Annotated in this window: 11 protein-coding genes, 2 tRNA genes and 1 pseudogene; 11 read left to right on the top strand and 3 right to left on the bottom strand. The window is 39.1% G+C overall.

The features are described 5' to 3' along the window. Positions 1–4 precede the first annotated feature (4 nt). The 6 genes from AM305_RS00070 to ffh all read left to right on the top strand — a co-directional run bounded on the left by AM305_RS00070 (position 5) and on the right by ffh (position 3,439). Positions 5–80: transfer RNA gene (locus AM305_RS00070), tRNA-Phe, on the top strand. Between the two features lie 5 nt (positions 81–85). Then, positions 86–161 (top strand) — tRNA-Asn (locus AM305_RS00065). A 482-nt stretch (positions 162–643) separates the two neighbouring features. Beyond that, positions 644–871 (top strand): hypothetical protein, encoded by a 228-nt coding sequence (locus tag AM305_RS00060; RefSeq protein WP_005821820.1) that lies wholly within the window; start codon positions 644–646, stop codon positions 869–871. A gap of 20 nt (positions 872–891) precedes the next feature. Further along, positions 892–1,368 (top strand): hypothetical protein, encoded by a 477-nt coding sequence (locus AM305_RS00055; protein WP_005821818.1) that lies wholly within the window; start codon positions 892–894, stop codon positions 1,366–1,368. Between the two features lie 33 nt (positions 1,369–1,401). Next, a complete protein-coding gene (locus AM305_RS00050; RefSeq protein ID WP_035293418.1) occupies positions 1,402–1,881 on the top strand; it encodes a hypothetical protein in 480 nt (159 codons plus the stop codon). A 166-nt stretch (positions 1,882–2,047) separates the two neighbouring features. Beyond that, positions 2,048–3,439, top strand: a complete 1,392-nt coding sequence (gene ffh / locus AM305_RS00045) for a signal recognition particle protein (protein WP_005821815.1) — start codon at positions 2,048–2,050, stop codon at positions 3,437–3,439. Between the two features lie 68 nt (positions 3,440–3,507). Here ffh and fumC read toward each other — a convergent pair whose 3' ends face one another. From fumC to lptM, 3 genes are all read right to left on the bottom strand, one after another. Next, a complete protein-coding gene (gene fumC / locus AM305_RS00040) occupies positions 3,508–4,902 on the bottom strand; it encodes a class II fumarate hydratase (RefSeq protein ID WP_005821813.1) in 1,395 nt (464 codons plus the stop codon). A 162-nt stretch (positions 4,903–5,064) separates the two neighbouring features. Continuing rightward, positions 5,065–6,315, bottom strand: a complete 1,251-nt coding sequence (lysA, locus tag AM305_RS00035; protein WP_005821811.1) for a diaminopimelate decarboxylase — start codon at positions 6,313–6,315, stop codon at positions 5,065–5,067. 47 nt (positions 6,316–6,362) lie between these two features. Beyond that, positions 6,363–6,485, bottom strand: a complete 123-nt coding sequence (gene lptM / locus AM305_RS11875) for an LPS translocon maturation chaperone LptM (protein WP_005821810.1) — start codon at positions 6,483–6,485, stop codon at positions 6,363–6,365. Positions 6,486–6,606: 121 nt separating this feature from the next. On the opposite strand from lptM, the gene AM305_RS00025 reads away from it, so the two are divergent. From AM305_RS00025 to AM305_RS00005, 5 genes and pseudogenes are all read left to right on the top strand, one after another. Next, positions 6,607–7,716 carry a CdaR family transcriptional regulator gene (locus AM305_RS00025; RefSeq protein ID WP_005821809.1) on the top strand — a complete coding sequence of 370 codons (1,110 nt, stop codon included), beginning with the start codon at positions 6,607–6,609 and terminating at the stop codon, positions 7,714–7,716. Positions 7,717–7,836: 120 nt separating this feature from the next. Continuing rightward, positions 7,837–9,098 (top strand): annotated as a pseudogene (locus tag AM305_RS00020) (GntP family permease). 9 nt (positions 9,099–9,107) lie between these two features. Further along, complete coding sequence (locus tag AM305_RS00015; RefSeq protein WP_005821804.1) at positions 9,108–10,247, top strand: glycerate kinase; 1,140 nt, start codon at positions 9,108–9,110, stop codon at positions 10,245–10,247. Between the two features lie 140 nt (positions 10,248–10,387). Further along, positions 10,388–11,323, top strand: coding sequence for a KpsF/GutQ family sugar-phosphate isomerase (locus tag AM305_RS00010; protein ID WP_005821801.1), 936 nt, complete (start codon positions 10,388–10,390; stop codon positions 11,321–11,323). A gap of 99 nt (positions 11,324–11,422) precedes the next feature. Further along, on the top strand, positions 11,423–12,215 hold a 793-nt coding region (locus tag AM305_RS00005), incomplete at its 3' end, for an FkbM family methyltransferase (RefSeq protein WP_005821799.1).

The raw sequence follows: 12,215 nt of genomic DNA, 5'->3' as shown, positions 1-12,215 counted from the left end.
AGTTGCCTCGATAGCTCAGTCGGTAGAGCAGGGGATTGAAAATCCCCGTGTCGGTGGTTCGATTCCGCCTCGAGGCACCATCAATTCCTCCTTAGTTCAGTCGGTAGAACGGTGGACTGTTAATCCATATGTCGCAGGTTCGAGTCCCGCAGGAGGAGCCATATTAAGAAGCCCCGATGAGAAATCATCGGGGTTTTGCTTTTCTAGTAATAATTTTTCATTTTGTGATCTAGTTCTCAAAGTTGAGAAAAAAATGAAATTTCGCTTCACTTTATCAGAACAAAAAGAGTATCATTATGGGTAAACAAATTACAATAATGATTCCTCGAATATCGTCAATTTTGCGACATTACATTGCGTGATGTCGCTTTTTTTATACCACAAAGTTATTCTTAGTTAGATTTACCTTTATTCTACCAATTGAGCCATACTTCTTATGGCAATTACAAAAAAGTATAAGAATTTGACCGCTTGATATTACCCATATCTTTTGTACATAATTTATACGCCATTCAGTACCATACTGAATGTAGATCTCTACTTGACGTAGAGATCTACATATAACAAATACTGGAGAACATTAAACAAACAATTTCAATATTCGTTCAGTATTTAATCAATTTAGATGGATAAGGATTTTGAAATGGTAACTTTAAAAGAAGTGTATGATTTTATTGCACCAACAGTTCAAGCGAAAATTGACATGCTTAAAGCAGAGCTTGAGGTAGCAGAACAAAAGGCTGTTATTTGTATTCATTACGATAAGGAGCTTATTGATAAAGCAATGCACAAAATCATCAAGGAGTATAAAAATTACTCTATTCAATATACAGTTGCTACTAATTGCTTAGAAATTACCATTAGCCGTTAATAAGTAAGGGGAAATAAACGATGAAAAAATTTATACGAATGCTTAGTGTAGCAATGTTAGCCTTAGGCGTGGTAAATACAGTTAGTGCAAAAGCGGCAACTACGGAAATGGTTGATGAAAAACTTTCTTGGAGTGAATTAAGAAGCATCTTAGAGAGTGAAGATTTAATGAGGTTTCAAGCTCAACGTGAAGGTGTACAAATTTATGCAACGGGAGATAATGAAATATGGAAAAATCTAAATGTTCATGTGTCTTCTGTAGGAGTAAGTCTTTTGAACTCTAGAATATTGTTTATAGCATATCTTCCTGAAACACAATGTAATGAAAAAACAATTACTGATTGGAATGGGCAGTTATTCGGGGCTTATATTATTAAAAATGGCAAGAATTGTAATCTAGTGACAACAATGAATTTAATTGGTGGTATAAGCAAAAATAATATCAAGTCAACGATAACGATATTTGCTGCTCTTGTTAAAAAAATATCTGTTCGTTGATAAGAATGAGTTTCTATAAGATAAGGATTTATAATGATGAACAAATTTGTACGAATGTTTGGTGCATTAATGTTGGCGTTTAGTGTGGTAAATGTGGTTAAAGCAGAGCCATTCACTGCACAAGTATTTGATGAAACCATCTCATTAAGTGAATTAAAAGCAGCGCTAGAGCATGACAATCTTCTAGAAACACATCATATAGACCCCAATAAGTCTGCACTTTTAGTTTTGTTGGGAAATTCATCTTTTTGGGAAGAAAATAATATTAAACTGACTCAGCCTGTTGCTGCGATGTTGCGTGATAATGCGTATTTGCTCGTGGCAACTCAGACTAAAGAAAGTGTATGTGACGCCGTCAATAACAGGCAGAACTACACCTCTTTATTTGCCTCCAAGAGTAATGGTCACTGTAATTTAACGTACCCTATCTTACTATTCGGTGGTGTAACAGGGGAGAACCTCCGAGCGAATGTGATAAATTTCATTGTCAATATACAGGCATTAATAAAATAAATTTGATTTAGGTCTTGTATCATTGTTGATAGTACTGTTTTCGCCATCAAATTTACCTAATCCATAAATAAACCGCCTTTTCAGGTGGTTTTTTTGTATAATACGCCTACTTTACTGCTTACAAGCGGCCAGATTTAAATAGCATTTTGCAAATAGAGAAAAGATTATGTTTGAGAACCTATCCGACAGACTATCCAAAACCCTAAAAAACATTACGGGGAAAGGGCGTTTAACCGAAGATAACATTAAAGATACCCTGCGTGAAGTGCGTATGGCGTTGTTAGAAGCCGATGTGGCTTTGCCTGTGGTGCGTGAGTTTATCAATAAAGTCAAAGAGCGTGCCATTGGCGAAGAAGTCAATAAGAGCTTAACACCGGGGCAGGAGTTCCTGAAAATCGTGCAAGCTGAGCTTGAAAAAGCGATGGGCGAAGCAAATGAAGGGCTGAACCTTGCCACCCAACCGCCAGCGGTGATTTTAATGGCGGGTTTGCAGGGGGCTGGTAAAACCACCTCTGTCGGTAAATTGGCGAAATTCTTAAAAGAACGCCATAAGAAAAAAGTGCTTGTGGTGTCTGCCGACGTTTATCGCCCAGCGGCGATTAAACAGCTTCAAACCCTTGCGGAAGCGTTAAAAGTCGATTTCTTCCCGACAGAAACCTCGCAAAAACCGGTTGAGATTGCAGAAGCCGCATTGAAACACGCTAAGCTCAATTTCTTTGATGTGTTAATTGTCGATACCGCAGGTCGCTTGCACGTTGATGGCGAGATGATGGAAGAGATCCAGCAAATTCACTCGGTGTTAAACCCGATTGAAACCTTGTTTACTGTCGATGCAATGACAGGTCAAGATGCGGCAAACACGGCAAAAGCCTTTAACGAAGCTCTACCTCTCACTGGGGTAATTTTAACTAAAGTCGATGGTGATGCTCGTGGTGGTGCGGCGTTATCTATTCGTCAAATTACCGGCAAGCCGATTAAATTCTTAGGGGTTGGCGAGAAAACCGATGCCCTTGAGCCATTCCACCCTGATCGTATCGCTTCACGCATTTTAGGTATGGGCGATGTGCTGTCGTTGATTGAGGATTTACAACGTTCTGTCGATCAGGAAAAAGCCGAAAAAATGGCGGCAAAATTCAAGAAAGGCGATGATTTTACCCTTGATGATTTCCGCGAACAGCTCGTAGAAATGAAAAAAATGGGTGGTATGATGTCGATGCTTGATAAATTACCTGGGGCGAAGAATTTACCGGATCACATTAAAAATCAAGTCGATGACAAAATGTTCATCAAAATGGAAGCAATCATCAACTCAATGACCCTGAAAGAGCGTGCTAACCCAGACATTATTAAAGGCTCACGCCGTCGCCGTATTGCGTTGGGTTCAGGTACGCAAGTGCAAGATGTGAATAAACTGCTCAAACAGTTTGACGAAATGCAACGTATGATGAAAAAAATGCGTAAAGGCGGTATGGCGAAAATGATGCGTGGTATGAAAGGAATGATGGGCGGTGGTCTTGGTGGCTTAGGCGGACTGGGCGGAATGTTTGGTAGAAAGTAATTTTTGCGATCTGCTCCAAAAGAAAGGCACTCGAAAGAGTGCCTTAGTTTTATCCTATTTTTAATGGGTTATTTCAAACTTCCCACCATATCTTCAGGGCGTACCCACTCATCAAATTGTTCAGCTGTCACTAAACCTAAGTTGATCGCTTCTTCTTTGAGTGTTGTACCGTTTTTGTGTGCAGTTTTCGCAATTTTCGCTGCATTTTCATAACCGATATGGGTATTTAATGCAGTTACAAGCATTAGAGATTGATCTAATTGCTGTTTAATGCGTGGATAGTTTGGTTCAATACCGATTGCACAGTGTTCATCGAATGATACGCACGCATCGCCTAATAATTGTGCAGATTGTAAGAAGTTGTACGCCATTACTGGTTTATACACGTTTAATTGGAAGTGACCTTGTGTACCAGCAAATGAAATTGTTACATCGTTACCTAACACTTGTGCGCAAACCATTGTCATTGCTTCACATTGGGTTGGGTTTACTTTACCTGGCATAATTGATGAACCTGGTTCATTTTCAGGGATTAAAATTTCGCCGATACCTGAACGTGGGCCAGATGCTAATAAACGCACATCGTTAGCGATTTTGTAAAGTGAAACTGCTAATTGTTTTAACGCACCGTGAGTTTCGACAATCGCATCGTGTGTTGCGAGTGCTTCAAATTTGTTTTGTGCAGTCACGAACGGTAAACCGGTGAATTTCGCAATATAATCTGCAACTTTCACATCGTAGCCTTTTGGTGTATTTAAACCTGTACCTACCGCTGTACCACCTAATGCTAATTCTGCTAAATGCGGTAACGTATTTTCTAACGCTTTGATACCAAAAGCTAATTGTGCTGCATAAGCAGAGAACTCTTGACCTAATGTTAATGGTGTTGCGTCCATTAAGTGAGTACGACCGATTTTCACCACATCTTGGAATGCTGCTGCTTTGTCAGCTAAAGTTTTTTGTAAACGTTTTACGCAAGGAAGGGTATGTTCAACCACTTTTTTGTATGCCGCAATGTGCATCGCTGTTGGGTAAGTGTCGTTTGAAGATTGTGATTTATTCACATCATCATTTGGGTGAATAATTGATTTCTCGCCAAGTTTACCACCGTTTAAAACGTGCGCACGGTTTGAAACCACTTCATTCACATTCATATTAGATTGCGTACCTGAACCTGTTTGCCAAATTACCAATGGGAATTGATCATCTAATTTATTCGCTAAAATTTCATCGCAGGCTTGAGCGATTAAATCACGTTTTTCAGCAGAAAGTACGCCTAAATCGTGGTTTGCGTAAGCAGCAGCTTTTTTCAAATAACCGAATGCTTCAATGATTTCTTTCGGCATTGATGCTTCTGGTCCAATTTTGAAGTTATTGCGTGAACGCTCTGTTTGAGCTGCCCAATATTTGTCTGCTGGTACTTGCACTTCGCCCATAGTATCTTTTTCGATACGGAATTCCATAAAATACTCCATTTGATGTTATAAAATAAAAGAACCTAACAATTTATAGGTATATTGATATAGTAAACTTTTGCTTTTTTATGAGCTATCAATTTCTTTCATTTTTATGACATAGATCACAAAATGGCAGAGAAAAATAAGGGGGCTGAAGCCCCCATTTGTTTATGGTAAACATTTTTCCAAACGCCATAAATCTTCGAATGAAGCACGCGCTTTAATTAAATAATAATTTGCACTATCTACCATAATTTCGACCGCTTGTGGGCGAGAATTATAGGTTGATGACATCGTTGCACCATAAGCACCAGCCGAACGCATAGCAATTAAATCGCCTTCAGCGATAGCCAATTCACGCTGTTTCCCTAAGAAGTCGGACGTTTCGCAAATAGGACCAACCACATCATAAACGGCTTTTTCACGAGAGAGTGAGCGATCCACTTCGGTCAATTCCATATAAGCTTCGTATAACGCTGGGCGGATCATATCGTTCATACCGGTATCCACAATCGCAAAACGGCGATCTTCATTTGTTTTTAGGTATTCAACTTTCGTGACTAAAATACCTGCATTTGCCGTGATGGCACGACCAGGTTCTAGGATAATCTCAAGATCTTGATAGTCTTTGAGTTTCTCTAATAATGCCTTGGCATATTCTGTTGGATGTGGCGGTTCTTCACCGTGATAAGGCACACCCAAACCACCACCTAAATCTAAATGGTGTAAGCGAATGCCGTCTTCTTTTAATTGCTCCATTAAAACAATTAAGCGATCTGTGGCATCTAAGAATGGCTGTAACTCGGTTAATTGAGAGCCGATATGACAATCCATTCCCGTAATTTTTACATTTGGTAAATGGCTTGCTAAACGATACACTTCTCTGGCTTGCTGTACGCTCACACCAAATTTATTTTCTTTTAAGCCAGTTGAAATATAAGGGTGGGTATGAGCATCGACATCTGGATTTACTCGTAATGAAATCGGTGCAATTTTGCCAAGCTGTCCAGCCACTTCATTGATACGATGGAGTTCAGAAATGGATTCGACATTAAAGCAACGAATACCAACCTCAAGCGCACGAGCGATTTCTGCATGTGATTTAGCCACACCGGAGAATACCACTTTACTTGGATCACCGCCTGCGGCTAAAACACGCTCAAGTTCACCTTGAGAAACGATATCAAAACCAGAGCCTAAACGTGCCATGATATTGAGTAAAGCAATATTGGAGTTAGATTTAACGGCAAAACAGATTAAATGAGGATGATCGCCAAAGGCGTTATCAAATGCATGCCAATGGCGTTCTAGTGTTGCGCGAGAATAAATATATGCAGGCGTACCGTGTTCTTTCACAATATCTGAAACGGCAATGTCTTCTGCAAAAAGTTGTTGGTTTTTATATTCAAAATGATTCATTTGCTATCCTGTTAAAATGTCATTATTTTTATAAGAATAAATGGTAATTAATTTACTTGTTTTTGTTCAGCAGGTGCTTTTTCTGGGAAATAAAGCGGACCTTTCACACCACAAGCGGTAAGAAAAGTAGCTAATGTTGCAAGCAGTACGCATTTTTTTAAATTTTTCATATGATGTCCTTTGAAAAAAAGATAGAGAGATTGTAATGCAAAAGTGAAAGGGGAAAAAGAAGTTTCTATAAAGAGATCATCAAGTTAAAATGTAGAAAATTTCTTTTTGTGAAAGGTTATTGTGAAATTAAATAATGTTTTAGCACAAGGTATTGTCAAGCGAGCGATGCAAATTATTCCTTATTCCGTTAATGTGATGGATGAACATGGTGTAATTATTGCTTCTGGCGATATTTGTCGATTAGGGCAACGGCATCTTGGTGCAGTTCAAGTACTGAGAAAAAATCAGATTATTGAAATTGATGAACAACTAGAAAAGCAGTGGCATTTTGAGGTTAAACAAGGCATTAATGTCCCTATCACTTATTTAAATAATAATATTGGCGTGGTTGGTATTTCAGGCAAGCCCGAGCTTGTCAGAGAGTATGCTAAGTTAGTTAAGATGGCGGCTGAACTCATTGTCGAACAGGCCGCGCAGCTTGAAAAGGAACGTTGGCAGAGCCGTTATAAAGAGGAATTTGTGTTAGGGGTTGCTAAGGCCACACTCTCTCCAGAGCAAATAGAGCAACAATCTACATTTTTCGGTTTACGATATGATGTTCCTTATATGGCTGTCTTGCTTAAACTTGCAGAACCCACAGCGGAAAAACTCCAATTATTATTGACCTATCTTTCTCATTATCATCCTAAAGTGGCTACGGCGATAGTTGATTTGCAGAAAATTGTTATTTTTCAACCGCTAGATCAACATGAAATACTCAAAAAAACAAAGTTTTGGAAAAGTTATTTACCACCAGAATTTGCAGAGGAAAGTTGTCAGATCATCGTAGGTAATGAAGTCAGCTCGTTAATAGACATACAGTATTCTTATCAAAATGCTTGGCAAACATTGTTATATGTAGAAAAAATGCATTTGAGAAAACAATTACTCTTTTTTGAAGAATATCGGATGCCAGCTTTATTGGCGGATTTTGCACAAAGTTGGCAAGCAAAAATTCTATTTAAACCTATTTATCAACTCATAGAGCAAGATAAGAAATGGGTGTTAATGAAAAGTTTGCAACAATATTTTTTCTCAAATTGTGATCTTGATCACGCAGCAAAAAAATTATTTATTCACCCAAATACTTTACGTTATCGGTTAGAGCGAATTTCCCAGATAACTTCCTTATCTTTCAATAAGATAGAGGATAAAAGTATTTTGTATCTAGCAACATTACTTATCAGATAAATTGTATCATAAAACAAAAAAGTGATGATTTTTCATTACTTTTTTGTTATTTCATCTAAAGCATTTTAAAAAGAAATGATCATAATACACTCATCTTATTTAATCGTTGAGGAGCTTTTTATGGTTACGATTACCGCTTTAGGGGCAATTACTGCTCTCTCTGTTGCTATTATTTTGATTTTGAAAAAGTGCCACCTGCCTACGGCATGTTGATTGGTGCATTGATAGGTGGATTGATTGGTGGGGCAGATATATCTGAAACAGTCAGTTTGATGATTGGCGGCGCTCAAAATATTACTACTGCTGTTATGCGAATTTTAGCCGCAGGTGTTCTAGCCGGCGTGTTAATTGAGTCTGGTGCAGCGAATACGATAGCTGAAACTATCGTGAAACGATTAGGTGAGACACGAGCATTATTGGCATTAGTTATTTCCACAATGATTTTGACGACAGTTGGCGTGTTTGTTGATGTGGCAGTTATTACGGTATCGCCGATTGCACTTGCTTTAGCAAAACGTGGTGATCTTTCTAAGCCAGCGATTCTATTAGCAATGATTGGTGGAGGTAAGGCAGGGAATATTATGTCCCCAAATCCAAATGCGATTGCAGCATCAGATGCATTTCACCTTCCTTTAACTTCAGTAATGGCTGCTGGAATTATTCCTGCATTATTTGGTTTAGTTTTAACCTATTTTTTAGCAAAAAAACTGATCAATAAAGGTTCAAAAGTGGTTGATACGGAAATTTCTGTAAATCGTAGTGAAAATTTACCCGCTTTCTTACCCGCTGTTTCTGCACCGTTATGTGCCATTATTTTATTAGCACTCCGTCCTATTGCAGATATTAAAGTTGATCCGTTAATTGCATTACCTTTAGGTGGCTTAGTTGGCGCAATAGTAATGGGTAAAATTAAGCAAATAAATCAATTTGCGACATCCGGTTTACTTAAAATGTCTCCTGTTGCCATTATGCTATTAGGTACGGGAGCATTGGCAGGTATTATTGCTAATTCTGGTTTAAAAGACGTCTTGATTGAAGCTCTTACGGCTTCAGGCTTACCATCTTATTTATTAGCGCCTATTTCAGGCTCATTAATGTCGCTTGCAACAGCTTCTACAACAGCAGGTACTGTAGTCGCATCTAATGTATTTAGTGCAACACTATTAGAGTTAGGTGTTTCAGCATTGGCTGGCGCTGCAATGATCCATGCAGGGGCAACAGTGTTTGATCATATGCCTCACGGCTCTTTCTTCCATGCCACAGGAGGGAGCGTGAATATGGATATTCGTGAGCGTTTAAAACTTATTCCATATGAAACCGCAATTGGTTTCATCATGACAGTCATTTCTACCTTAATTTTTGGTGTGTTTGGTTTATTTTAGGAGTAAAAAATGAAGATTGTTATTGCCCCAGATTCTTTTAAAGAAAGTCTTACCGCATTAGAAGTTGCGAATGCGATTGAAGCCGGATTTAGACAAATTTATCCAGATGCGGAATATGTTAAAGTGCCAATGGCAGACGGTGGAGAGGGATCGGTTCAATCTCTCATCGATGCAACGAATGGAGAGTTAATTGAAGTTGATGTGACGGCACCATTAGGCAATCAGGTTAAGGGATTTTTAGGTCTTTCTGGCGATAAGCAAACGGCTTTTATTGAGATGGCTGCCGCATCAGGGCTACATTTAGTGCCACAAGAAGCACGTAACCCACTGAAAACAACCAGTTATGGTACGGGAGAGTTGATTAAGAAAGCTCTTGATTTAGGCGTGAAAAAAATCCTACTTGGTATTGGTGGTAGTGCAACTAATGATGGTGGTGTTGGCATGTTACAAGCACTCGGTATGTCTTTTTTAGATGCTCAAGGTCAAGAAATTCAATGGGGTGGGGGCGCTTTAGCTCAAATTGAAACGATTTCAACAGATGAACTCGATCCGCGTTTATCACAAATCGTGCTTGAAGTGGCATGTGATGTTAATAATCCATTGTGTGGCTCTATGGGGGCTTCAGCGGTATTTGGGCCACAAAAAGGAGCAACGCCTTCTATGGTGGTGGAGTTAGATAATGGATTAGCGCATTTTGCTCGTAAGGTTGAAGAGTTACTAGGCATTCGTATTTTAGATAAAGCGGGTGCTGGCGCAGCCGGAGGAATGGGCGGTGGCTTGTTATTACTCCCAAATACACAACTTAAAGCAGGTGTACAGATCATTATTGAAGCAACGAAATTAGCAGATCATGTTAAAGGTGCTGATTTGGTTATCACAGGTGAAGGGCGAATGGATGCACAAAGTATTGCAGGTAAAACGCCTGTAGGCGTAGCTCGAACCGCAAAACAATTTGCAAAACCGGTTATTGCTATTGTAGGTTGCTTGAGAGAAGATTACCAAGTTGTGTATCAGCATGGTATTGATGCCGTATTCCCTATTATTCGGAACTTAGGTTCACTTTCAGAAACCCTAGCAAAAGGTCAAGAGAATTTGACTTCGAGTGCAGAAAATGTGGCTCGTTTACTAAAACTATCGTTAAAGCTTTAATTTCTTTGCTTTTAATCCCAAACGGAAGTGTTTGGGATTTTTTATATGTAAAAGATTTAATAAATCCAACCGCTTGTCATTGATATGATTTCCTTAAAAATAGGATATAATGCGCTAAAATTTCTCTCTGGAGAAGGCAAATGAATTATTTAACCAGTGCAAAAGAAACTCTCACTCGCTACGCTTATGAAATAGAGCGTTTAAATCAACGTCTTGATGAAGAATTCAATCAAGCGGTCGAAATGATCTTAAACTGTGAAGGACGGGTTGTTGTTGCAGGGATTGGTAAGTCCGGTTTAGTGGGAAAAAAAATGGTGGCAACATTAGCATCGACAGGCACACCAAGCTTTTTCTTACATCCGACAGAAGCTTTCCACGGCGATTTGGGAATGCTGAAAGCTATTGATATTGTGATCTTAATCTCGAATAGCGGAGAGACAGATGATGTCAATAAACTGATTCCGAGTTTAAAAGGGTTTGGCAATAAAATTATTGCGATGACCGGCAATCCCCATTCCACCTTAGGAAAGCATGCAGATATTGTATTGAATATCAATGTAGAACGTGAAGCGTGCCCAAATAATCTTGCTCCAACTACTTCAACGTTAGTCACAATGGCATTAGGAGATGCTTTAGCGATTGCGTTAATTAATGCTCGTAACTTCCGAGCGGAAGATTTTGCGCGATTCCACCCGGGTGGCAGTTTAGGGCGTAAATTGCTTTGCCGTGTACGTGATGTAATGAATCCCAAAGTACCCGTTACCTCCCCTTCGACCAGTTTTAGCGAATGCTTATCTGTGATGAATGAAGGCAGAATGGGCGTTGCGGTCATTATGCAAGGCGATCAACTTGAAGGCATTATTACTGATGGAGATATTCGCCGAGCATTGGCAAAATTTGGAGCGGAAAGTTTGAATAAAACCGCAGAACAAATTATGACACGCAATCCAAAAACCATTGAGGATTCCACTTTCTTAGCGAAAGCTGAAGAGCAGATGAAGGCATTGCATATTCACTCTCTCATTGCATTAGACGAACATGGTAAAGTAAGCGGATTGATTGAATTCTCAAGTTAAATGAAAGGCAAAGTCGGGATTTCCCGGCTTTTCTTTTTACGGCAATTTCGGATGAAGAAATGCTATAATGCCCAAATCTTCACTATAAGGATATCTCGTATGCAAACATATTTAAAAGAGTTACGTTGGGGGAAATTTAACCTTATTCAGGGCGATTTTATTAGTAGTATTGCCGCTCATTATGGCGAATGGTCTGAAGCGGAGGTTTTTGTATTTAGGTTACTTCTTTCTCCTTCGTCTAATGTAATTGAGGTGGGATCGAATATTGGTATGCATGCTGTGCCATTAGCTAAATTAGTTCCTCAAGGTAAACTACTTTGTTTTGAGCCTCAACGTATTATTTATCAACAGCTTTGTTGTAATTTATCGCTAAATAATTTAGTTAATGTTGAAAGTTATCGATTAGGCGTCAGTGATCAAAATACCCAAACTTGGATTGAAACCAGTGATTATAGCCAACCTTGGAATTATGGTAGCTTTTCTATTGATAAAGGATTTAGCACCGAAGGAAACTTTCAAGGCGAAACCTTAAAGGAAGAGATTGGCATTATTAAGTTAGATGATTTTGCGCCGGTTCAACGTTTAGATAGTCTTGATTTGTTAAAAATTGATGCGGAGGGTTTTGATCTCCGTGTTCTTGATGGCGCAAGAGAAACCATTAAACGAAACCAACCTGCGATTTTTATCGAAGCGCATCCTGCTGCAGCTGATGGTATTTTGCAATATTTGCATCAAATGGATTACCAAACTTATTGGATTATCTCTAACCGCTATCAGCCGAATAATTTTTATCAGGCTCCCCGAGTTGAGCAAGGTTGGGATACAAATGTATTGGCAATTCCATCATCTTGGGTTCATACTTTTGCAGAGCAGAGCAGAGCAGAGCAGAGCA

The sequence above is a fragment of the Actinobacillus minor NM305 genome, assembly GCF_000175195.1.
Lineage (GTDB): Bacteria > Pseudomonadota > Gammaproteobacteria > Enterobacterales > Pasteurellaceae > Haemophilus_A > Haemophilus_A minor.
The sequence above is the reverse complement of the archived record's forward strand: the minus strand, read 5'-3'. Positions and strand labels throughout refer to the sequence as shown.

Bases quoted from the DNA above. Each gene is read 5' to 3' on its own strand.
- lptM (WP_005821810.1), bottom strand. From the start codon at position 6,485: ATGAAAAATTTAAAAAAATGCGTACTGCTTGCAACATTAGCTACTTTT.
- AM305_RS00055 (WP_005821818.1), top strand. From the start codon at position 892: ATGAAAAAATTTATACGAATGCTTAGTGTAGCAATGTTAGCCTTAGGC.
- AM305_RS00060 (WP_005821820.1), top strand. From the start codon at position 644: ATGGTAACTTTAAAAGAAGTGTATGATTTTATTGCACCAACAGTTCAA.
- AM305_RS00010 (WP_005821801.1), top strand. From the start codon at position 10,388: ATGAATTATTTAACCAGTGCAAAAGAAACTCTCACTCGCTACGCTTAT.
- AM305_RS00015 (WP_005821804.1), top strand. From the start codon at position 9,108: ATGAAGATTGTTATTGCCCCAGATTCTTTTAAAGAAAGTCTTACCGCA.
- ffh (WP_005821815.1), top strand. From the start codon at position 2,048: ATGTTTGAGAACCTATCCGACAGACTATCCAAAACCCTAAAAAACATT.
- lysA (WP_005821811.1), bottom strand. From the start codon at position 6,315: ATGAATCATTTTGAATATAAAAACCAACAACTTTTTGCAGAAGACATT.
- fumC (WP_005821813.1), bottom strand. From the start codon at position 4,902: ATGGAATTCCGTATCGAAAAAGATACTATGGGCGAAGTGCAAGTACCA.
- AM305_RS00050 (WP_035293418.1), top strand. From the start codon at position 1,402: ATGATGAACAAATTTGTACGAATGTTTGGTGCATTAATGTTGGCGTTT.